The sequence below is a fragment of the Rhodoplanes azumiensis genome (genome assembly GCF_042682915.1).
Lineage (GTDB): Bacteria > Pseudomonadota > Alphaproteobacteria > Rhizobiales > Xanthobacteraceae > Rhodoplanes > Rhodoplanes azumiensis.
Genome location: NZ_JBHUIW010000012.1, coordinates 17,975 through 39,722, shown reverse-complemented (window position 1 = coordinate 39,722; position 21,748 = coordinate 17,975). Strand labels below are relative to the sequence as shown.

Genomic DNA, 21,748 nt, shown 5'->3' with positions numbered 1-21,748 from the left:
CCTCACTGCGGCCGGGACGCCGGGCGCCCGTCGGTCCGGCCCGCCGCCTCGTTGAAGGCGCGGGCGATGTCGAGGAAATTCTTCAGGATCAGATGGCCGTGCTCGGACTTGATGCTCTCGGGGTGGAACTGCACCCCGTGCACGGGCCGCGTCCTGTGCTGCATGGCCATGATCAGCCCGTCGGTCTCGGCCGTGACGGCGAGGTCGTCGGGCAGGGTGGTGCGCTCGACCACCAGCGAGTGATAGCGGGTCGCCCGAAACGGGCCGTTGATGCCGCGGAACAGGCCCTGGCCCGCATGCGACATCTCGGACAGCTTGCCGTGCACCGGCACCGGCGCGCGCACGACGGTGCCGCCGAACGCCTGGCCCATCGCCTGGTGACCGAGACAAACGCCGAGCATCGGCACGGTGGCGGAGGCCTTGTCGATCAGCTCGAGGCAGATGCCGGCCTCGTTGGGCGTGCACGGGCCCGGCGACAGCACGATCGCCTCCGGCGCCGCCGCCAGCACCGCGTCGGCCGTCACCTTGTCGTTGCGATGGACGGCCACGTCCGCCCCCAGCCCGCCGAGATAGTGGACCAGGTTGAAGGTGAAGCTGTCGTAGTTGTCGATCAGGACGATCATGGCGCCGGCCGCCCCCCTCTCGGGGTCTTAGACCGCGCGGCGGAGGGGGGTCAAGGCGGCGACGGCCGCGAGCGGACGCGGGCCGGTAAACATCATCGCCTCCGGGACAAGCACCGAGACCAGTGTCGGTGAAGGTCAAGCTCGTCCGTTCGACCGATCCGGACCGCCATTGCCTAGACCAGGCTTTCTCGGAAAAAGGCCGATATATGCAAGGTAGATATAACAAATTCCGGATATAAAGATATATCCTTCCAAATTCGTTATCTTTTGAAGGAGCGTCACATCAAAAGCACAAATGATCAAAGCTATGCCAACGACGAGTCCCGCCCCGGCCGTGGTCTTCTGGATTATTCCCGGGAGATCTGCAGGATATTGCTTGACGGCATAGAACGCTGCTTGCCCAATCGCACAGAGTAGGGAAACCGTGATCAGAAATTTTCCCAGATTATCAATATAAAGGTTGGAAAGCTTTTGTAAGAGCATCATGATCGAATACGATTATGGCATCCGGCCGGCTTGATTATAGCGACGCTAGCCCAGATCGCGAAAGAGATCGCAGCGGCAGGAACTGCCAAGTCGAGCCTCACGTCACCAACGCGCAAGCCGGACAGAAAGTGGATTTCGGGAAGCCAGGACATAACATTATAAAATACGAGGAAGCCAAAAGATAGAACGATAAAACTGAAGTGCGGACGATAGCGCTTTCTGCGATTTTCAGCCATTGCAAGCATGCTTTTATCTCCCCGTGTGAACGGAGAAGCTCTATACATCACATATGCGAGTCGACCAAATTCAATCTTCGATAGTATCGTCTATTGATGCAATCCGGTGTTGTCAAGCGCCGCGGTCCCCAGTGGGCGGCGCTCTGGAGAGACAATGATCCGGAACATCGTCCCGCCAGAGGACGATGTTCAGAACAGACGGCCCTGGCGGTCGTCCGGCGCCTCGACGAAGCCGCCGGCGTCGGCGAGGTCGCCGCGCAGCCGCAGTGCGCGGGCGAGGATCTCCTCGATCGTCGGGGCGCTGGAGATTTCGAACGTCGCGGGGCCGGCGACGCGCAGCTCGACGGTCGAGCCCTCGCGCAGGCCCAGCACCTCGACGACCTCCTTGGGCAGCCGAACCGCCAGACTGTCACCCCACTTCGCGACCTGCACGACGGCCTCCGCAATTCCACGTCGGAAAGGTCGCCGTCCTACCGATCCGCCTGCTCCCGCGCAACCGGAAAGCGGTGATGACGGCCATGTGCCAAAACGGGAGGTCGACTAGTTTAAAAGGGTTAATCGGTATTGCTGGGGCGCGCATGCCCCCCGCTACTGCCCGCGTTTCGCCGCGCTGGCGAACCGGCGCGCCTCCTCGGCGGCGCGGAACAGGGCCTTGGCCTTGTTCACGCATTCCTGCTGCTCGGCGGCCGGATCCGAGTCGGCGACGATGCCGGCGCCGGCCTGGACGTACATGGTGCCGTCCTTCACCAGCGCGGTGCGCAGCACGATGCACGAGTCCATCTCGCCGGCGGCCGAGAAGTAGCCGACGCAGCCGGCATAGAGGCCGCGCTTCTCCTTCTCCAGCTCGTCGATGATCTGCATGGCCCGCACCTTCGGGGCGCCCGAGACCGTGCCGGCCGGGAAGCCCGCCGCCAAAGCGTCGAGCGCATCGTGCGAGGACGCGAGCGTCCCCTCGACGTTGGAGACGATGTGCATCACCTGGCTGTAGCGCTCGATGAAGAACTGGTCCGTCACCGTCACGCTGCCGATCGCCGCCACCCGGCCGACGTCGTTGCGGCCGAGATCGAGCAGCATCAGATGCTCGGCGCACTCCTTCGGGTCGGCGAGCAGTTCCTCCTCCAGCGCCTTGTCCTCGTGCGGCGTGCTTCCGCGCGGCCGTGTCCCGGCGATCGGGCGGATCGTCACGGTGTTCTCGCGCACCCGCACCAGGATCTCGGGGCTGGAGCCGACCACGGCATAGCCGCCGAGATCGATGAAGAACAGGAACGGCGCCGGGTTCACGCGGCGCAGCGCGCGATAGAGCGCGAAGGGCGGCAGCGCGAAGGGCGTCGAGAACCGCTGCGCCAGCACGACCTGGAAGATGTCGCCGGCCGCGATGTACTCCTTGGCCCGCCGCACCATGTCGGCATACGCGTCCGGCGTGGTGTTGGAGACGGGCGGCTGGTCGGGCAGCTCGGCGACGGTCACGGCCTGCTCCTTGAGGAGCGGCCGGTCGAGCGCGTCGACCACGGCGGTGAGCCGCTCGACGGCGCGCGCATGCGCGAGGCGGGCCGGCACGCCGGGATCGGGCCGCACCGGCGTCACCACCGTGATGGTGTCCTTCACGGCGTCGAACACGATCACGATGGTCGGCCGCAGCAGCACGGCGTCCGGGATGCCGATCGGGTCGGGGTTGGGCTCCCCGATCTCCTCCATCTGCCGCACCATGTCGTAGCCGAGATAGCCGAACACGCCGGCCGCCATCGGCGGCAGCGCGTCCGGGAGCGCGATGCGGCTCTCGGCGATCAACGTGCGCAATGCCGCGAGCGGCGGCTCGAGGCAGGGCGTCACCGTGTCGGGCGTCCGGCCGTCGGGCGCGCCGCGCCCGGGCCGGACGATCTCGGCCTTGCCGTCGCGCACCCGGAAGACGAGGTCCGGATCGAGCCCGATGATCGAGTAGCGGCCGCGCACCGCGCCGCCCTCGACCGACTCCAGGAGAAAGCTCGCCGGCTTGCCGTCCGCGACCTTGATGAAGGCCGAGACCGGCGTCTCCAGGTCGGCCACCAGGGTCGTGGACACGACCTGGGCGATGCCACGCCCATAGGCGTCCACGAAGGCGTCCGCCTGCGGTTCGATCTGCATGTCACGCCACGCTCGCGTCGGCCGCGTTATGGCTCGGCCGAGCCCCGTCCGACGGCCTGCGCCAGCGCCGTCTGATTGATCTTCACGTTCAGCTCGTTCTGCAGCTGGGCGACGTACTGCGCCATCACGTCGTCCGCATAGGCGTTGCGGAGCTGCTCGACGAGCTTCTTGACGTCGGCGCTGCCGGCGTCGAAGGGCGGCGGCTTGATGTCCGTCACCTTGAAGACGATGCGCTCGGTCGGGCCGGAGCCCGCCGCCGTGCCGACGCCGTCCTTCGGCGTCTTGAACACCAGCTCGACCACGTCGGCCGGCAGCGGCCCGCGGGCGCGGCGTTTCAGCGCCGGCGCGCTCTCGACCTTGAGGCCGTCCTTGGTCGCGACATCGGCGAACCAGCCGCCGGCCTTGAGCGCGTCGACGATCTGGTTCGCCTTGGCGGTCAGGCGCTTGCCGATCTCGTCGTTGCGCCAGCGCTCGGCGACCCGGTCCTTGACCTCGTCGAACGGGCGCTCGCGTGACGGCGTGATGCCGGCGACCTCGTACCACAGCGAGCCGCCGCCCGGGATCGACAGCGCCTCGTTCTCCACGCCGACCTGGGTCGAGAAGGCGGGGCCGAGCACGTCGATGCCGGTCGGCAGCGCGACCGTCTGCCCGTCCGGGGTGCGGCCGGAGCGGTCGATCGCGTCGATGATGCGCACCGGGAGCTTGAGCTTGGCGCCGATCTCGTCGAGGCGGCTGCCGGCGGCGAGCTCGTCCTCGATCTTGTCGCGCAGATCGGCGAGCGACGCCTTGGCGCGGTCGACGGCGAGATCCTTCTTGATCTGCGCCTCGAGCTCGGCGAACGGCCGGGTGTGGCCCGGCTCGACCTTGGTGACGCGTAGGATCGCCGTGGTGAAGCGGCCGGCGACCGGCGCGCTGACGCCGCCTTCGGGCAGTCCGAACGCCGCCTCGGCGATCGCCGGATCCAGCATCTCGGCCTTGGCCACGAGGCCGAGATCGAGGTCGGCGGGCGCGACGTTGCGCTCGGCCGCGAGCGCCTCGAACGTGGTGCCGGCCGCGAGCTTCTCCTGGGCCGCCTTCGCCTCCTCGGGCGTCGGGAAGGCGATCTGCTGCACCTGCCGCTTCTCCGGCACGGTGTAGCGGGTCTGCGCGGCGTCGTAGGCCTTCTTGGCGTCCTCGTCGCTGACCTCGATCGTCCCGGCGATCTGCTCCGGCGTCAGCTCGAGGAGCATCACCTTGCGATATTCGGGGGCCCGGAACAGGAACTTGCGCTGGTCGTAATAGGCCTGCAGCTCCTCCGGGGTCGGACCGGGGATGTCGCCCGCCTTGGCGGCGTCGAGCACGACGTAGTCGACGAAACGCTCCTCGTTCTCGTAGCGGGCCATCGCCTCGGCCGTGGTCATCGGTGCCGCGACCTCGCCGCCGACCGAGCCGGCGAGCTGGCGGCGCAGCGACACGCGCCGTTGCTCGGCGATGAAGCGTTGCTCGCTGTAGCCGGCCTGGCGGATCAGATAGGCGAAACGCTGCTGGTCGAACTTTCCGTCGAGGCCGCGGAACGCCGGATCCTGCATGATCTGGCGCACCACCTCCTCGTCCGAGATGGTGAGGCCGAGCTGGCGGGCCCGCTCGTCGAGCACGGCCTCGGCGATCAGCGAGGTGAGGATCTGGCGGTCGAGGCCGGCGGCGCGCGCCTGGTCGGGCGTGATCGGTCGGCCGAGCTGGCGGCCGTACTGCTGCAGCCGGTCGTTGTAGGCCTGACGGAACTGCTCGATGGTGATCTCGCTCTTGCCGATGGTCGCGACCGTCGACACGCCGAAGCCGCGGAAGATGTCGCCGATCCCCCAGATCGCGAAGCTGATGACCAGGAAGCCGACGACGGCCGCCATGACGATCTTGCCGAGCCAGTTGGATGAGGCCTTGCGGATACCGCGGAGCATTTGTCCTGTTCGCAATGGTTGGGGGCGCCTTCACGCGACATCCGCTGGTCGGGTCGAGGAAGAAGGCCCCGTCGATCGGCCGCGTCGCCCGCCGGCTCGTCCGGCGGTGCGCGAGGGGGAGTGCCGCCCCGGACGATCTCGTCGGCCGGTCGGCGGCGGCGCGCATCATAGGGGGGGCGCCGCACCCCCGCAACTTCGCCGAAAGGCCTGAGGCACGACGGATTTTGTCGCACCGCCGGGACGATCGTGGCATAACCCGAGCGACCCGGAGAGGCCTCGGTCGGGCCGGCCGGCGCGCGGCGCCGCGCCTTCGATTCGGGCCGTCGAGCATCGCGAGGACGAGATGGCGGCTGAGCGTCGCCCGCTGGTGGCGGGCAACTGGAAGATGAACGGGCTGAAGGCTTCGATCGGGGAGCTCGACGCCGTGATCGCAGCGGCGTCCGGCGTCGGCCGGTGCGACCTGATGGTCTGCCCGCCCGCGACCCTCGTCGCCGCCTTCGCGGCGCGCGCCGCCGGCACCCCGGTCGCCATCGGCGGGCAGGACTGCCACGCGGAAATGTCCGGTGCCTTCACGGGTGACATCGCGGCCGAGATGCTGGCCGATGCCGGCGCGACCGCCGTGATCGTCGGCCACTCCGAGCGCCGCACCTACCACGAGGAGAGCGACGCCGAGGTGCGCGCCAAGGCGCTGGCCGCTTGGCGGGCGGGCCTGACCGCGATCGTCTGCATCGGCGAGACCAAGGACGAGCGCGTCGCCGGCAAGACGCTGGAGGTGCTGGGCGTCCAGCTCGCCGGCTCGCTGCCGGACGGCTCGACGGCGACGAATCTCGTGGTCGCCTACGAGCCCGTGTGGGCGATCGGGACCGGCCTCACCCCGACCGCGGCCGACGTCGCCGAGGCGCACGGCTTCATCCGTGATCGCCTGATGGCGCGGTTCGGCGCCGAGGGGGAGGGCGTGCGCGTCCTCTACGGCGGCTCGGTGAAGCCGTCCAACGCCGCCGAGCTGATGGCGGTCGCCAATGTCGACGGCGCCCTGGTCGGCGGCGCCAGCCTCAAGGCGACGGACTTCTTGGGCATCGCCGGCGCCTATCGGTAGGAGCAAGCCCATCGCCGGAGCCCGTCATCCCGGGGCAGGGACCGCAGGTCCGTGAGCCCGGGAGCCATAGTCCCGGTGCGAGTGGCTCACGACAGACCGGGCGAATGGATCCCGGGCTCGCGCCTTCGGCGTGCCCCGGGGCGACCCGCGTCAAGCCCCCCGTCCCGACGGATTGCCTGCTCACTTTTACCGGAACTTACGAATTCCGTGAGATCATTCGCCTCGGCCGCGACCTCGGCCGTTGCCCCGGCCTGCGGCGCCGGAGGCGTGCCATGAAGACCGCCAATTCCCCCGAATCCCCCGTGACTCCCGACCCCCTCGCTCGATTCCTCGACATCGCCGGACTCTCGTTCAGCGCCCAGGCCGTCATCGCGATGCGCACCCTCATGCTCGCCCGCGGTGGTCCCGCCGCGGTCCGCGAGGCGCACCGCATGGTCGCCGAGAAGGTCGTCGCCGGCCTCGAGGCCGAGGCGGCCGCCATGCGCACGCTGCTGACCGGCGGCAGCTTCGACGATGCCGCCCGGCAGGCGCTCGTGCCGGTGCGCCGCTGCGTCGAGGACAACATCCGCCGCCTGTCCCGCCCGCCGTACTGACGTCCGCTCAATCGCCTGTCCCGAACCGGAACAGGCTGGCGCCGGCCCGTAGCGCGTCGGCGGCGGCGCCGGTGGCGCGGGCGAGCGCGGGATCGTCGGCGATCGTCGCCAGCGGCTCCAGCCGGTCGGCGACGCCTTCGGGGTCGTCGGCGAAGCCGGCGAGCGTCGTCAGCGCGCTCTCGGCGCGCGACCGCATCGCCGGCGGGCGGCTTTCGTCACGGGCGAGCGTCTGCAGGTCCATGACCGCATGGCCGAGATTCAGCGCCGCGAGCAGGCCCTGCGGGGCGGCGGCGCCGAGATCGCCGGCGCGGCGAAGGTGCAGGAGGAGGCGCAGCATGCGGCGCGAGGCGTGCGGGTTCCACCCGGCCCGGGCGCTCGGCGCGAAGCGGACGATCATGGCCGCGATGTCCGAGCGGATCGAGCCGGCCGCGCCGGCGGCGTGGATCTCGGACCGGCGCGGCATGACCAGGTGGGCGCCGCTCGTCAGCGCCGCGGCGATCACCAGGGCGAACGAGTCGATCAGAACGGTGCCGACCTCGGCGGTGCCCGGCAGTCCGGCCTGGCTCGCCAGCAGGAAGCACATGTTGAAGTCCATGGCCGCGATCGCCGTCTTCGGGCTCGCCCGGAACAGCGCACCCACCACCATGAAGGGCAGCACCGAGAGGACGACCGCGCCGACGGTCGGCACCGCGGGCTGGATCGCGAGCCGATAGAGGATCGCGGCCAGCACGCCGGCCACGACGCCGCCGAACAGGAGCGGCGCGATCTTCTGTGGCGCCGGCATCGAGCCGAGCACCATGGAGAAGATGCAGATGCCGAGCGCCGTCAGCTCGGCCGCCGGGAAGCCGGTCCACCAGCCCAGGAGACCGGCCGCGAAGGTCGCGGAGCCGGCGGCGAGTCCGGTGTCGCGGGCGAGGATCCAGTCGCGATAGGGCGCGAGATAGCGCGCCTTGGCGCCGAACGAGGCCGCGTCGGCGGAGCCCGGCTCGGCGAACAGGGCGCGGTCGGCGCCGAGGATCTGGCCGAGCGCGGCGGCGATACGGGCGACCTCGGGCGGGCCTGAAGAGAGCTCCGGCCCGAGCGACAGGACGGCCGTGCCGCCGGGCGGCTCGCGCAGCACCGCGGCGACCGCCTGCAATCGGTCCGCCAGCCCGGCCGGCAGCGTCCCGCCGCGGCGGACCCGGGCGCCGGCGTCGCGCCCGGCCGCCATGATCTCGATCGCGGCCGACACCAGCGCGTTGACGTGGCGCAGCCGGCGATAACCCTCGACCGAGCCGGCCGAGACCATCACGGCGAGCGCATCGACGTCGGCGATCTCGGCCAGCACGGCGCGCTCGTCGTCGGCCGACGGGCGTCCCGCCGCGCCCGCGATCGCGGTCGCCGCGAAGCTCACCGCCGCGGCGGCGAGTTTTCGAGCGCGGCGGTAGAAGGCGTCGCGGCGCGAGCCCGGCGTGATCAGCCCCATCACCAGCGTGACGACCAGCACACCGATGAACGTGCATTCCACGCGGGCGACGGCGATCTCGGTCGCGTGCTCGGGCGCCAGCACCGAGGGGAAGACGACCACGGCGGCCGTCATCCCGACCATGAAGGTGCCGTAGGAATGCACGCCGCGCAGGATGTGGGTGAGCCCGGCCCCGATCGCGACCACGACGGCGAGCAGCGCGAGCTCCGCCACCGGCTGTCCGATGCGAACGATGGCGAAGCCGAGCGCCGCGCCGAGCCCGGTGCCGACCATCCGGTAGAAGGCGCGCTCGATTAGGAGGCCGCGCGAGGCCTGCGCCACCACGAAGACCGGCATGGCGGCCCAGTAGGCGTTCTGGATGTACAGAGCGGCGGCGATCGTGAAGGCGAGCCAGGCGGAGCCGGCGAGGCCGGCGGCATGGAGGAGGGCGGCGCGGTCGAGGCCCGACCAGCGTTTCAGGGTCGCGAGCATAGGGGTCCGGGGGTCGGCAGGCGGCGGCAATGCTGCACTGCGGCACCGTTGTGCCCCGGCCGGCGCCGGATGGCAACCCGCAGGGGCGGCATTGCCGGCCTGCACGCGGCCGGCGATCAGTCTCCGTCGTCGATGCGTTCGCCGGTGATCGGAAGTGGTCGGAACCGAACACGCGACCGTTCGATGACGACGACGCAGCCGCTTTCGAGCGTCGTCAAAAGCGGTGGGAGATTGGCAAGCAGCAACTTGGCTTGGCGATCGGGACGGCGATCCGTGCCGCGCCTGAAAAGGATGACGGACGGCCCGCGGTCCCGACGGAGAGCGAGAAGCGTTCCGAAGTCAGTGTCTGCGGACACCAGCACGCGGTCGTGTTCGGCCGCTGCGGCGAAGATGCGCTCGTCGCTCGCCGTCTGCAGGCCGAGATCGCGGACATGGATCGCGTCGTGCCCGGCGGTTCGAAATGGGCCGCCACCGCTGGCGACAAGGCATTGTCGATCAGGAACCGCATGCCGGGACAAGCGGGAGTTCACGCTCCCGCAGGGCGTCGGCCGCGAACCTGAGGGCCTCGGTGATGTCCTCCGGCTCGAGATCCGGCAACGCCGCCAGGATCTCGGCGTGGCTCATGCCATCGGCCAGCATGCCGACGACGGTCGCGGCCGGAATCCGGAGGCCGCGGATGCACGGAACGCCGCCCATCTGCCCGGGATCGATTGTGATGCGCATGGTCATGGGAGACCCGTCTATGGCTGCATTGTCGCGCCCATCGGGGCCGGGGGCAACTCGACCGGACAACGGTACTTGCTCGCGCCTCACTTCCCCTTCTGGGTCTCCTTCACGTCCGTGAAGGCGATGCCGGGGGCGCGTTCGCGGGTGTAGCCGAGATAGAACTCGTTGCGGGCCAGGTAGACGAGGTCGCCGTCGAGATCCTCGGCGATGCCGGAGCGGTTGGCCGCCACGAAGCTTTCGAATGCCGTCTTGTCGTCGGACGAAATCCAGCGGGCGAGTTGGAACTCGGCCGGCTCGAACTCGACCGGCAGGCCGTATTCGGCGGCGAGCCTCGCCTTGAGCACGTCGAGCTGCAGCGGGCCGACGACGCCGACCAGCGCCGGCGAGCCGTCGGTCGGGCGGAACACCTGGACGACGCCTTCCTCGGCGAGTTCTTGCAACGCCTGCTTCAGCTTCTTGGCCTTCATCGCATCGGAAAGACGGACTCTCCGGAGGATTTCAGGAGCAAAACTCGGCACGCCGACGAAGGTGATGTCGCGGCCTTCGGTCAACGTGTCGCCGATGCGCAGCGTGCCGTGGTTCGGGATGCCGACCACGTCGCCCGCGAAGGCCTCGTCGGCGAGCGAGCGGTCCTGGGCGAAGAAGAAGTGCGGCGTCGACAGCGTCACCGGCTTGCCGGTGCGCACCAGCTTCGCCTTCATGCCGCGCGTGAGCTTGCCCGAGCACAGGCGGGCGAAAGCGATGCGGTCGCGGTGGTTCGGATCCATGTTCGCCTGGATCTTGAACACGAAGGCCGACATGCGCGGATCGGCGGCGTCGATCGGCCCGGCGTCGGAGTTCTGCGCCCGCGGCGGCGGCGCGAAGCGGTGCAGGCCGTCGAGCAGGTCGCGGACGCCGAAGTTCTTCAGCGCGCTGCCGAAATAGACCGGCGTCAGATGCCCTTCCAGGAACGCCGCGAGGTCGAAGCGCGGACAGGCCTCGGTCACGAGCTCCATCTCGGCCGCGATCGCATCGGCGTCGAGCGTGGCGTTGAGGGCCGCGATCTCGCTCATCTCCATCGGCACGGGCGGACCGGAGTCGTCCTTGGCGTCGAGCAGCCGCACGCCGCCGCGCTCGATGTCGAAGGTTCCGACGAAGTCGCGGCCGCGGCCGATCGGCCAGGTCATCGGCGTGGTGTCGAGCGCCAGCGTCTTCTCGATCTCGTCGAGAATTTCGAAGGGATCGCGGCTCTCGCGGTCCATCTTGTTGATGAAGGTGACGATCGGGATGTCGCGCAACCGGCACACCTCGAACAGCTTTCGGGTGCGCGCCTCGATGCCCTTGGCGGCGTCGATCACCATCACGGCGGAGTCGACCGCGGTGAGGGTGCGGTAGGTGTCCTCGGAAAAGTCCTCGTGGCCGGGCGTGTCGAGGAGATTGAACACGCGGTCGCGGTAGTCGAACGTCATCACCGAGGTGACGACCGAGATGCCGCGCTCGCGCTCGATCGACATCCAGTCGGAGCGGGTGTCGCGCCGGTTCTTCTTGGCCTTGACCTCGCCGGCCAGGTTGATGGCGCCGCCGAACAGGAGGAGCTTCTCGGTCAGCGTCGTCTTGCCGGCATCCGGGTGCGAGATGATGGCGAAGGTGCGCCGGCGCTCGACCTCGCTCGCCAGCGGCGAGGCGGTCGAACCCGAGACGGCGAGCTCGGGCGCGGCGTCGGGCAGGGCGGACGAATCGGCGACGGGCACGGCGAGGGCCGGGTCCGGATCACGAAGCGGCTGGGTCATGCCGCGCCATGTGGCAGGGAATTGGCGCAGGGGCAAGGGCTGGGTGGTCAATCCGGGCCGGCGCAACGCGCCGGACCCGGAATCCAGCCGCGAATGCTGATTTGCGACGCCGGATTCCGGGTTCGCCGCGGCGCCAGTCGTCCGGTCGGCCAGAGGCCGGACCGGAGGGCGGCGCTCCGGAATGACGGACCGTGCCGCCCGGTCTACTGCTTGGCCAGCGCGTCGATCGCCTGAGAAAAACCCTTGAACGAGACCGCGATGCCGACGTCGCGCTGGATGGCGTCCTTGTATTCGAGGCGGCCCGGCTCGGCCCTGGCCTTCATGCGGCGCAGGAGGTCGTCCGGAATGTCGGCGTCGGCGAAACAGCCGCCCGGCACGCAGCGCTTGAAGCCGAGCGCGATCGGCGCCTGCTTGTCGTCCCACAAGAGACGCGGCGCCGTGGCGAGCCAGACGTTCACGGGGATCTGCGCGACCAGCTTGTGCGGCCCGGTCTTGCCGGCGCGGCCGATGGCGATCTGCGACACCGGACCGGCCTGGCCCTGCTGCTGCTGGGCCTGGAACACCTCGCAGGTCTTTTGTTGGGCGCCCGGTGGCGTCTCGCAGCGCACCGTCCAGTCCTCGTAGGTCGCGGTGGTGCGGGTCGGCGCGCCGCCGCCGGTGGCCGGTGCGGCGTTCGGCGCGGGAGCCTGGGCGAGTGCGGGCGCGGCGTCGGCGAGGGTCGCGGCGGCGAAGGCGGCGATCACCAGCGCGGCAGCGACCTGCGACGAAGCAAGGCGCGACGAAGCAAGGCGCGACGAGACGAGGCGCGACAGGGCGAGGCGGGGCAGGGGGCTGCGGGGCATCGGTCCTTCCAGGGGGCGAGGTCAGTAAGTGGCGGTCACGCGGGCATGGATGCGCCAGGTGCCGGCCGGGGTGTGGGGGCCGTCGAGCAGCGCGTAGCCGGCCGCGATGTTGGCCCGGAACGGGCCGACCGTGTCGTCGAAGCCGGCGCCGACCGAGGCGAGCGTCGTCTCGTAGCCGAAGAAGATGTCGCGGCCCCAGCCGACGTCGGAGAACACATAGGGCACCAGCTTGTCGTTCAGGCCCTTGATCTTGAGCGCCTCGCCGAACGAGTAGCCGGGCAGGAAGAGCGTGTTGCGCGAGATCACGGCCTGATCGACGGTGCGGTCCTCGGTCATGTAGCCGCGCACCGTGAAGGCGCCGCCGAGCGAGATGCGCTCGGTGTCGGGCAGCGGCTCGCCGGAGATCAGGGCGAACAGCTCGTTGGTCAGCACGAAGTCCTTGGGCAGCGGCGTCGTGTGGACATAGGCGAGCGTGCCGTAGGCGTAGTGGATGTCGTCGACCCGGCCATTGGTGAACAGGCTCCACGCCGCCGACGTGTTGCCCGGCAGCATGTGGCCCGGATTGGCCTTCAGCCGCACGTCGAGGTCGTTGACGCCGACCGGGTCGCGGAAGCGGCCGGCCCAGCCGCCGACCAATTGGAACACGTCGGTCGAGAAGTCGGCGATCGGGATGCCGACGAAGTACAATTCGCGGGTCTGGTGCTTGGTCTCGACGCCGAGCAGCAGGTCGCCGAACGCCCACGGCAGCACGTTCTGCACGGCGCTGCGGTGGAGCGCCGTGAACTCGGTCGTGCGGGTGCGATAGCGCAGGAAGAGGTTCGGCTCCTCGTTGCTCTGGACGTAGTTGGCGATCAGCTCGAGGCTCGATCGCGGCCACAGCGGCACGATCGCCCGCCCCGCATGGCTCTGGTACTTGGCCGTCTCGGGGTCGTTGATCGGATGGCCGTCGTCGACCCAGAAGTCGCGGCTGCCGGTCGCCTGGTAGGAGGCGACGATGTCGCCCGGCAGCGCCACGTTGGTGCCGACGAACCAGCGGTCGCGGCTGGTATAGAGCGTGCCGGTGTTGGCGTAGCCGGCATAGACCTGCCAGGGCCGCGCCTGCTCGGTGGTGCGCAGGCTCAGGTCCGCCTCGGCGAGGTCGCGGCCGGGGCCGAACACCGCCTCGACCCGACGGAAGGGATTGCGGTTCAGCCAGTCGAGGTCGGTCTCGAGCTGGCGGCTGTCGATCGGCGCCCCCGGCGTCACCCGCACCCGGGTGCGGATATGCTCGTGGCTGGTGCGCTCGGCCCCCGACACCGTGATACGGCCGGTCTTGTACTCGATGACCCGGACCTGGAGGGTGCCGCCGGTGATCTCCTGGGGCGGGATCGTCACCGAGACGAAGGCGCGGCCGGCGTCCTTGTAGACGGCCGAGATGGTCTTCTGCACCTCGGCGATCAACTTGCGGCTGATCGGCCGGCCGAGCAGGGCGGAGAGGCGGGCGCGCAGCCCTGCGGGGTCGATCGCCGGGATGCGCTCGACCTCGACGCCCTTCCGCTTGGGGGCGGCGAGCGGCTGGTCCTTGGCGCCGAGCAGGACGATGCCCGAGAGGGTGGCGCCGAGCGGCGTGTCGTCCTCGCCCTTGAGGAGATCGGGGGCGATATAGCCGACCGCCGGGGCGCCGCGCGGCGGGGCGGGCGGCAGGTTGCGCTCGACATACTGGGCGGCGGCCGGCGCGGTCGCGACGAGGAGAGCGAGGACCGCGACGCCGGCGGCCGCAAAGCCGCTGGCCGTCAGGCCCGTGGCCGGCAGGGCGCGCGCGAGGCCGCCCGGCCGCCCGGCCGGGTGTCGTCGCGCCGGCGGCCGTGCGGTCCCCCGCAACGGCTCGATCGCCGGCCAGACGCCGGTTCGCGTTCCAGTCCCCATTCCCGCCTGCCCTTACGCAACAACAAATTTTATCCGAAGAGGCCGAGGTTTGCCCCCGGTCCTCGAGAACTTGCATCAACACGCCGCCGCGCGGACGCGGCGGGTCTTGTCCGTCTCAGCGCAGCGGCATCGCCGGCATCACGCCCGGCCGCAGCGGCGGCGGAGCGATCTGCGAGGTCGCCGCCGGCACGACGCCGGCGAGCGACCGGATCGGATCGATGAGCCCGGCGCCGACCTGCACGTCCTTGCCAGGCCCGAGCGGCTTCGCCGTCCGGGTGAGAATGCCGCGCACCTCGGCCGGCGTCAGGCTCGGCCGCGCCTCGATCAGCAGCGCCGCGACGCCGCTGACATGGGCGGCCGCCACCGACGTGCCCGTCGTGAGCTGGTAGGCGCCCTCGGGCGACGGCACCAGGACGTCGACGCCGGGCGCCGCGACGGCGATGTGCTTGCCGCGGTTCGCCTGGGCGAACGGCTTGTCGTCGGTGTCGGTGGCCGAGACGGCGATCACGTTGGGGTCGGCCGCCGGGTAGAGGGGGGGCGACTTCGGCCCCGCATTGCCGGCGGCGGCGATCAGAACGATGCCCTTCTTGGCCGCCGCCTCGAGCAGGCGCTCGGTCATCAGGTCGCGCGGCCCGGCGAAGCTCATGTTGATGATCCGCGGGTTCCTGGCGATCGCCCAGTCGAGCCCCTTCAGCACCTGGGTGGTGGTCGCCTCGGCGCTCTTGTCGGTCTCCGAGAAGGCCCGGACGGCGAGCAGCCGGATGCCGGGCGCGACGCCGAGCAGCCGGGTGCGCGACGCGATGGCGCCCGCCATGCCGGTGCCGTGGGTGTGGGGCCGGCTGGGTGCGCCGGTCGCGTCGAAGCGCTCGACCGGGACGCCCTGCAGGTCGGGGTGGCGCAGGTCGATCTCGGAGTCGATCACCGCCACCGTCACGTTGGCGCCGCGCACCCGCTTGTGGACGGCGCCGAGGCCGAGCTTCTGGATGACGTATTGGGCCGGGTCGCCGGTCGGCAGCGTGGTGCGGGCGGCGAGGTCGCTGGCGAGATCGCTCGACCCTGAGGCGGCCGTCTCGGGTCCGCCGGGGCTCGGCGGGATCGACCCGGTGCCGGTGTCGGCGGCCGGGTCCGTCGTCCCACCGGCGGCCGGCGCGCTCGCCGGGGCGCCCGCTTGTGCCAGGGTGTAGACGTAGTTCGGCTGCGCCGAGGAGACGATGCGGTTCTGCTCCAGCCGGCGGATCAGGGCGCGGATGTCCTGCCCCGCCTTCAATTGGAACTTGTAGAGGGTGCGGCCGGTGAGCCCGATCGTCTCGGCCGAGGCGATCTCGACGCCGAGCGCGCGGGCGATGGCCTCGACCTGGTCGCGCGACACGCCGGCCGGAATTTGCAGCACGATCTCGTTGGGGATGAACCGGGTCTCGCCGATCGGCGGGACGCCGCTCATCTGCTGCTCGCTCGGGGTGCGGTCGAGCCCCGGGCCGGGCGGCGGACCGCCGCCCGGATTGTTGCCGCCGGGACCGCCGGCGCCGCGGCCGCCCCGTCCGCCGTTGCCCGAGCCGTTGCCGCCGCCGGCCGGCGGGGCGGGCGGCGTGATGTTGGTCTGGTTCGGATCGGGCGGGCCGTTGATCTGGGGGTTGGTCGGCAGCGACACCAGCGTCGTGAGGACGGTCGGGTCGTAGATCTGGGGCGGCGTCGGGTCGGTGCCGGTGCCGGTTCCGGGATTGTAGGTCGGGCCGCCGAAGATGAACGGGTAGGACTGGCCGGGGATCGAGGTCCACACGGTCGGATCGAAGCCGTCCGGCAGGCCGCCGGTGAGCTGCGCCGTAGTCAGCCCGGTGCCGGCTGCGCTGCCGCTCTGGCCGCTCGTTTGGGTGTCCCAGTAGCTGCTGCTTACCTGGCCGGCGCTGACAAGGAGGTCACCGACGAATTCGGTTGCGGTCGCGGAGGAGGACGATACGGCGTTCACGGCGACGAGGCCACCGCTCTGCCCACCGGCCCCGGTTGAGACCGGCCCGGCTGCATAGGTCTGGTCGATGACACCGCCATTTTGGCCGACCAGCCCGCCGACTACACTGTACTCTTGGCCGGAAACGCTGCCTGTCGCGTAGGAACGGGTGATGGATCCAGTCGTGCCACCGTCCTGGGTCGCATTGAGGCCGACCAACCCGCCGACAACGTCGAGCGGTCCGCCTGCCACCGTGCCGGCAGCTGCCGACCGGTCGATCGCGCCGACATTGATGCCGACGAGACCGCCAACGAAATTGTCCGAGCCGGTGACGGTCGTGGTAGCTGTCGAGAATGAATCGGTGATGCTGCCGGCGTTGACACCGACCAAACCGCCAACCGCGCTTGACGACGAGCCCTCGACGTAACCGAGCGCATATGCGTCCTCGATCGTGCCGGTATTCCGCCCGGCCAACCCGCCGACCATCGAGCCCGGGCCGGCCGATGTAGCCGCGTATGCATCCCCACCGGTAATGATGCCGATATTGTCGCCGACGAGGCCGCCGGCACGACTGGTCGCTCCGGCGATCACCACCCCGAAGCCGGCCGAATCGATGATCTGCCCCGATGCCGTGTTGATGCCGACCAACCCACCAGCTTTGCTGTTGTCATAGACGGTCACAACTGTGAGCGCTGTCGAATTGTAGATCACCCCGGTGTTCTCGCCGACGAGACCGCCCGCACTTCCATGCGGACCCGCAGAGACGGCGGCGAACACCTGGGAGTTCTCGATCCGACCGGAGTTATGTCCGACCAGCCCACCCGCGGCGACGGCGCCATAGTCGACGGCGTTGACGCTGCCACCAATAATCTGGACGTTGGAGATCAGTCCCTCGTTGACCCCGGCCAGGATGCCGATGGCTGTTTCGCCGGCCTCGGCAGTCACCGTCGCGTTGACCAGTGTCAGGTTTCTTATCGTCCCGGTCGCTCCGATCGTGGCGAACATGCCGTAGGGGCCGAACGACGAGGGGCCGGAAAGATCAAGCCCCGAGATCACATGAGCGGTGCCTGTGTCGTCCTTGCCGTCAAACAACCCGGTGAATGTGCCGCTGATCCCGTTGAACTCAGTGTTTGAGGGCACCTCGATGTCGCGGCCAAGCGCGTAGGTGCCGGCGAGCGAGGTCAGGGTATCGTCGATGCGCGCCAAGTCGGCGGCGCTGTTCACCAACATGTAGCTGGTGAGCGTTCCGCCGCCGGTGACCACTACGTTGGAAAAGGATTCGGGTGAGTTGTAGCTGCTCGGATTGTAGTAGATCGAAACCGACCCGCCAGCCGTGAACGTGATCACGGCCGGCATTTGGATGGCATTCGGGTTCTGTGTGTCCGGCGGCGTGAATACAACCGTCCCGGTGCCCGTTCCAGTATTATCGGCGCGCAGCACGAGGTGCCCGCCGCCCGAGTTCGAGATCACGACACCCGGCTCGAGCACGATATTTCGGTAGGCGCTGAGTGTCAGCCTCGCGTTGCTGCTCCAGGCGATGTTCGTCGCGACCGTGATGTCGCCATAACCGCCGGTTCCGCTCTGCGGGGTCTCCTGAATCACGTTCGTGCCGGCGTTCAGGGCCGAGACGATGGCGCCGACATTGTTGGTGTCGATGATCAGATCGTCCGGATCCAGGAGCCACGTGCCGCCCTGGCCGGCGTTGATCGAGGCGCCGGCGAAGCTCAGGGTCTTGCCCGAGGTCTCGATGAAGCCGCCGGCCGTGGTGCCGGTCGCCGAGATCGTGCCGGCGACCGTGGTCGTTCCCTCCGACCACACCACGATGTTGCCGCCCGCGCCGGCCGTGCCGTCGGCTCGGATCGTCGCGCCGCTCTCGACCGTCGTCCGGTCGGCGTTGCGCACCGGCGTGTCGGAGTACTTCACCGTGCCGCGGCCGCCGGCGCGGTCGCCGCCGACCAGCACGGTGCCACCGGCCGTGCCGGAGGCGTCGAGCAGGGCGCCGGCCGCGAGCGTCACGGTGCCGCCCGTCACCACGATGCGGCCGCCCGCGGCGCCGTCGCCGGTGGCGTCGAGGTGGCCGGCGATCGACACCGCGTCGGCCTCGATCAGGATGTCGCCGCCGCGGCTGGTCGAGGTGGCGACGCCGGCCGTCGTCGTTGTCGTCGGGGCGCGGCGCGCCACCATGCGCTGGGTCGCCGTCACGGTGCCGCCCTGGGCGGTGAGGAAGATGCGGCCGCCCTTGTTGGCGATGCCGGTCGCCTTGATGACGCTGTCGGTGTTGCCGGCGAGGGCGTAGACGTTGCCGCCGTTGGCGCGCAGCTCGACGTCGGCGGCCCGGATGGTGCCGCGGTTGATCACCTTGCCGTCGCCGCCCGGCGCCTTCACCTGGACCTTGCCGTTGCCGAGGCTGCCGTCGGAGAGCACCACCTCGCGGCCCGAGGCCATGGCGGCGGTGCCCTGCGGCGCCTCGATGACGCCGTCGTTCTGCACCGTGCGGGCGATCAGCACGACGTCGCCCGTCGACGAGCCGATGCGGCCGAGATTGACCACGGCGGCCGTCGACGGCCCGTCGAACGTCATGGTGCCGCGCGCCAGGAACTCGCTGTCCTTCACGTCGAGCGTCGAGGCGACGAAGCTGCCGCCGGTCTGCACGACGCCGTTCGGCCCGACCGCGATGCCGGCGGGGTTCACCAGGAACACGCTGCCGGTGCCGGTCAGCAGGCCGTCGATCGAGGAGGGGACGTTCCCGGTGACCCGGTTGAGGGTCGCGCCCGAGCCGTTGTTGAAGTTCACGGTGCCGCCGGCGCCGATCGAGAAGGTCGACCAGTGGACGATGCCGGTCGGGCTCGACTGGTTGATCACCAGGGTCGAGCCGTTCGGCTGGGTGATGCCGACCGTGCCGCTGGTGACGGTGCCGCCGGTCGGCAGCGCCTGCGCCAGCACCTGCCCGGGCAGCCAGCAGGCTGCCAGCAGCGCGGCGGCGAGCGGCGCGGAGAACGGGCCCAGGCGGAGGCGTCGTCGGCTCATGCGGTCTTCCTGACGTCCATGGTCGGCAGAAAGGGCGCCCGCCCCGGCCTCCCCGGGCACCCTTCGGTCTAGGAAACTAGCAGACACGAATTCGGCGGAACAAGGAAACGGGTGAGGAACCCGGTAACAACCCGCTCGAATCCCTCGCCGAGTGGCGCAATTGCCGCATCGTTGCTGCGCTGCAACGCTGTGACACGCAATATGGGTATTTCGGCGCCGGATGATGTCGGAAAACCGCCGTCAACGGGCCAGCACCACGTCGCCCATCAGCGAGGAATGGTCCCATGGAAGCTGGCGCTGGCGGGTCGCCTGGTAGACGTCGGCGCGCACCCGCTTCATCAGGGCGCCGATCTCCAGCCCGGGGGTGGCGATGTGCTTGAGGAGGGCGGCCGTGAACGGGCTGTTGCGGCCTTCGCCGTCGAGGGCGACGTTCTTCGGCTGGGTGGCGTAGACGATCATGGTGCCGACCGCGCTTTGGATGGCGGCAAGGCCGGAGCCGACCGAGGCCGAGCGGGTGCCGAGCGAGGCGGCGAGCGAGCGCGCCAAAGGGTTGTCGCGGCAGGCGTCGAGGAACACGAGGTTGACGCGGCGCTCGCTCTCCATCTGGGCCAGCACGTCGTCGATCGTGATGGTGTCGAGCGCGAGGTCGCCGGGCCGCTCCAGCTTGGCGTCGATCGGCACCAGGTAGTTCTTGTCGGCGACCTGCAGGCCGTGTCCCGCGTAGAAGAACAAGGCGAGGTCGGCGTGGTCGAGCTTCTTGCCGAACTCGCGGATCTTCGTCTCCATCGCGTGCTTGCCGAGGTCGATGCCCTCGACGACGTCGAAGCCGAGGCCGCGCAGCGAGCGGGCGAGGTCGCGGGCGTCGTTGCTCGGGTTGGGCAGAGGCGTCGCGTGCACATAGGCGCCGTTGCCGACCACCAGCGCGACCCGCGTGCCGCGCCCGACCGGCGGCTCGGCGGCGGCCGGCGGCGGCGGCGGGGCCGGGGCGACCGCGACGGCACCGGAGGGCGCCGGGGCCGGGGTCGCGGCCGGGACGGGTGGCGCGGACGGACGGGTGGCCGCGCTCTGCGTCGGCGAGCCCGCCGACGCCGGCGTACCGGCCTCGAGGGCGGCGAGGCGGGTGCGCGCCGTCTGCACGGCCCAGTCGCCGCTCAGATAGGTGCGCGGCGGCGCCGCCAGCACGGCCTTGTAGTCGTCGCGGGCACGCACGAGGTCGCCGCGCGCCTCGAGCGCGAGGCCGCGGCTCGCCAGTGCCGGCGTCAGGGCCGCGTCCAGCGCGAGCCCCTGGCCGATATCGACCAGGGCGCGGTCGAGATCGCCTTTCAGCCGCCAGGCCTCCCCGCGGCTGGCGAAGGCGACGGCGTCGCGGCCGTTGCGCTTGATCGCCTCGTCGAAGTCGGCGATGGCGCGATCGAGATCGCCGCGTTGGCGCAGCGCGAAGCCGCGGATGGAGTAGAGGCCGGCGTCGTTCGGGGTGACGCGGATCGCCTCGTCGAAATCGGCGACGGCGCGGGTCCAGTCGCCGCGGCCCAGATAGGTGCGGCCGCGGGCCTGCAGGGCGGCGGCGTGGCGCGGGTCGAGCCGGATCGCCTCGTCGTAGTCGCGGATCGCGCGGTCGAACTCCTTCATGTTGCGATAGGCGTTGCCGCGGAAATTGTAGTAGCTCGCGCTGCGCGGCTCGAGCCGGATCGCCTCGTCGTACTCGGCGACGGCCCGCGCCCAGTCGGACTTGTTGTACCAGGTGTGGCCGCGATTGATGATCGCGGTGACGTAGTTCGGTTGCAGGCGCAGGGCCTCGTCGAAATCGCGCAGCGCCCGATCGTAGTCGTTCTTGTTGCGGTACGCGTTGCCGCGATTGCTGCGGTAGACGGCGTTCTTCGGCGCCAGACGGATCGCCTCGTCGTAGTCGGCGATCGCTTTGTCCCACTCGCGGCGATCGAAATGGACGTTGCCGCGGGCGTTGAAGTAGTCGTCGGCGCCGGGCTTCAGCCGGATCGCCTCGTCGTAGTCGGCGAGCGCCTTCTCGGATTCGCCCTTCTTGCGCCAGGCGACGGCGCGATTGCCGAGCGCGACGACCTTCTTCGGGTCGAGCCGCAGCGCCTCGTCGTAGTCGCGGATGGCGCGATCGGGATTGCCGCTGGCATTGAAGGCGTAGCCGCGATTGTTGAAGGCGGTCGCGTTGGTCGGATCGGCGCGCAGGGCCTCGTCGAGATCCTTGATGGCCAGCGTGTGCTGGCCCTTCTCGTTGTAGACATAGGCGCGGTTCGTGTAGGCCTCGGACCGCTCGCGGGCGGTGAGCTTGCCGGCCCTGTCGAGAATGCGGCTGCAGGCGGTGACCCGCTTGTCGAGGTCGCCGGTGCGGCAGGCGGCCCAGTCCTTCTGGCTTTGCGCTTGCGCGGGAAACGGCGCGGCGAGGATGGCCGCCGCGGCGGCCAGAACGGCGAATGTCGCGAGACGCCGGCGCATCGGATCCTCCCGGGAGAACGTGCTGTCACTGCGGGTCTTGCTTTCG

14 protein-coding genes are annotated in these 21,748 nt (G+C 70.0%); 2 read left to right on the top strand and 12 right to left on the bottom strand.

Going from position 1 to position 21,748, the window contains the following annotated elements; genetic code table 11:
- Window positions 1-2: 2 nt before the first annotated feature.
- From ACFSOX_RS11850 to ACFSOX_RS11835, 4 genes are all read right to left on the bottom strand, one after another.
- Entirely contained in the window at window positions 3-623 is a 621-nt protein-coding gene (locus ACFSOX_RS11850) for an anthranilate synthase component II (RefSeq protein WP_378478020.1), read from the bottom strand.
- Window positions 624-1,534: 911 nt separating this feature from the next.
- Window positions 1,535-1,777: an AbrB/MazE/SpoVT family DNA-binding domain-containing protein gene (locus ACFSOX_RS11845; protein ID WP_378478019.1), complete on the bottom strand. Its 243-nt coding sequence runs from the start codon at window positions 1,775-1,777 to the stop codon at window positions 1,535-1,537.
- A gap of 156 nt (window positions 1,778-1,933) precedes the next feature.
- On the bottom strand, window positions 1,934-3,466 hold the full coding sequence (trpE, locus tag ACFSOX_RS11840) for an anthranilate synthase component I (protein ID WP_378478018.1): 1,533 nt from the start codon (window positions 3,464-3,466) through the stop codon (window positions 1,934-1,936).
- Window positions 3,467-3,492: 26 nt separating this feature from the next.
- Window positions 3,493-5,400, bottom strand: a complete 1,908-nt coding sequence (locus ACFSOX_RS11835) for a SurA N-terminal domain-containing protein (RefSeq protein ID WP_378478017.1) — start codon at window positions 5,398-5,400, stop codon at window positions 3,493-3,495.
- A 343-nt stretch (window positions 5,401-5,743) separates the two neighbouring features.
- Here ACFSOX_RS11835 and tpiA point away from each other — a divergent pair, with 343 nt between their 5' ends.
- On the top strand, window positions 5,744-6,496 hold the full coding sequence (gene tpiA / locus ACFSOX_RS11830) for a triose-phosphate isomerase (RefSeq protein WP_378478016.1): 753 nt from the start codon (window positions 5,744-5,746) through the stop codon (window positions 6,494-6,496).
- Between the two features lie 104 nt (window positions 6,497-6,600).
- Entirely contained in the window at window positions 6,601-7,089 is a 489-nt protein-coding gene (locus tag ACFSOX_RS11825) for a hypothetical protein (protein ID WP_378478015.1), read from the top strand.
- Window positions 7,090-7,096: 7 nt separating this feature from the next.
- On the opposite strand, the gene ACFSOX_RS11820 is transcribed toward ACFSOX_RS11825, so the two are convergent.
- From ACFSOX_RS11820 to ACFSOX_RS11785, 8 genes are all read right to left on the bottom strand, one after another.
- Window positions 7,097-9,025 (bottom strand): FUSC family protein, encoded by a 1,929-nt coding sequence (locus ACFSOX_RS11820; protein ID WP_378478014.1) that lies wholly within the window; start codon window positions 9,023-9,025, stop codon window positions 7,097-7,099.
- Between the two features lie 116 nt (window positions 9,026-9,141).
- Window positions 9,142-9,543: a DUF5615 family PIN-like protein gene (locus tag ACFSOX_RS11815; protein WP_378478013.1), complete on the bottom strand. Its 402-nt coding sequence runs from the start codon at window positions 9,541-9,543 to the stop codon at window positions 9,142-9,144.
- Complete coding sequence (locus tag ACFSOX_RS11810; protein WP_378478012.1) at window positions 9,521-9,754, bottom strand: DUF433 domain-containing protein; 234 nt, start codon at window positions 9,752-9,754, stop codon at window positions 9,521-9,523. The genes ACFSOX_RS11815 and ACFSOX_RS11810 overlap by 23 nt, the downstream gene beginning before the upstream one ends.
- 80 nt (window positions 9,755-9,834) lie before the next feature.
- The gene (locus tag ACFSOX_RS11805) at window positions 9,835-11,520 is read right to left on the bottom strand and encodes a peptide chain release factor 3 (protein WP_378478011.1); all 1,686 of its coding nucleotides are present in this window, start codon (window positions 11,518-11,520) and stop codon (window positions 9,835-9,837) included.
- A gap of 203 nt (window positions 11,521-11,723) precedes the next feature.
- Window positions 11,724-12,362, bottom strand: a complete 639-nt coding sequence (locus ACFSOX_RS11800) for an invasion associated locus B family protein (protein WP_378478010.1) — start codon at window positions 12,360-12,362, stop codon at window positions 11,724-11,726.
- A 21-nt stretch (window positions 12,363-12,383) separates the two neighbouring features.
- Window positions 12,384-14,267 (bottom strand): ShlB/FhaC/HecB family hemolysin secretion/activation protein, encoded by a 1,884-nt coding sequence (locus tag ACFSOX_RS11795; protein WP_378478009.1) that lies wholly within the window; start codon window positions 14,265-14,267, stop codon window positions 12,384-12,386.
- Between the two features lie 115 nt (window positions 14,268-14,382).
- A complete protein-coding gene (locus ACFSOX_RS11790; protein WP_378478008.1) occupies window positions 14,383-19,236 on the bottom strand; it encodes a S8 family serine peptidase in 4,854 nt (1,617 codons plus the stop codon).
- A gap of 240 nt (window positions 19,237-19,476) precedes the next feature.
- Window positions 19,477-21,702: a tetratricopeptide repeat protein gene (locus ACFSOX_RS11785; protein WP_378478007.1), complete on the bottom strand. Its 2,226-nt coding sequence runs from the start codon at window positions 21,700-21,702 to the stop codon at window positions 19,477-19,479.
- Between the last annotated feature and the right edge of the window lie 46 nt (window positions 21,703-21,748).

What these genes read in the sequence shown, in the direction of transcription:
- ACFSOX_RS11850 (WP_378478020.1), bottom strand. Translation starts at nt 623, where the DNA reads ATGATCGTCCTGATCGACAACTACGACAGCTTCACCTTCAACCTGGTC.
- trpE (WP_378478018.1), bottom strand. Translation starts at nt 3,466, where the DNA reads ATGCAGATCGAACCGCAGGCGGACGCCTTCGTGGACGCCTATGGGCGT.
- ACFSOX_RS11835 (WP_378478017.1), bottom strand. Translation starts at nt 5,400, where the DNA reads ATGCTCCGCGGTATCCGCAAGGCCTCATCCAACTGGCTCGGCAAGATC.
- tpiA (WP_378478016.1), top strand. Translation starts at nt 5,744, where the DNA reads ATGGCGGCTGAGCGTCGCCCGCTGGTGGCGGGCAACTGGAAGATGAAC.
- ACFSOX_RS11825 (WP_378478015.1), top strand. Translation starts at nt 6,601, where the DNA reads ATGGATCCCGGGCTCGCGCCTTCGGCGTGCCCCGGGGCGACCCGCGTC.
- ACFSOX_RS11820 (WP_378478014.1), bottom strand. Translation starts at nt 9,025, where the DNA reads ATGCTCGCGACCCTGAAACGCTGGTCGGGCCTCGACCGCGCCGCCCTC.
- ACFSOX_RS11810 (WP_378478012.1), bottom strand. Translation starts at nt 9,754, where the DNA reads ATGACCATGCGCATCACAATCGATCCCGGGCAGATGGGCGGCGTTCCG.
- ACFSOX_RS11805 (WP_378478011.1), bottom strand. Translation starts at nt 11,520, where the DNA reads ATGACCCAGCCGCTTCGTGATCCGGACCCGGCCCTCGCCGTGCCCGTC.
- ACFSOX_RS11800 (WP_378478010.1), bottom strand. Translation starts at nt 12,362, where the DNA reads ATGCCCCGCAGCCCCCTGCCCCGCCTCGCCCTGTCGCGCCTCGTCTCG.
- ACFSOX_RS11795 (WP_378478009.1), bottom strand. Translation starts at nt 14,267, where the DNA reads ATGGGGACTGGAACGCGAACCGGCGTCTGGCCGGCGATCGAGCCGTTG.
- ACFSOX_RS11790 (WP_378478008.1), bottom strand. Translation starts at nt 19,236, where the DNA reads ATGAGCCGACGACGCCTCCGCCTGGGCCCGTTCTCCGCGCCGCTCGCC.
- ACFSOX_RS11785 (WP_378478007.1), bottom strand. Translation starts at nt 21,702, where the DNA reads ATGCGCCGGCGTCTCGCGACATTCGCCGTTCTGGCCGCCGCGGCGGCC.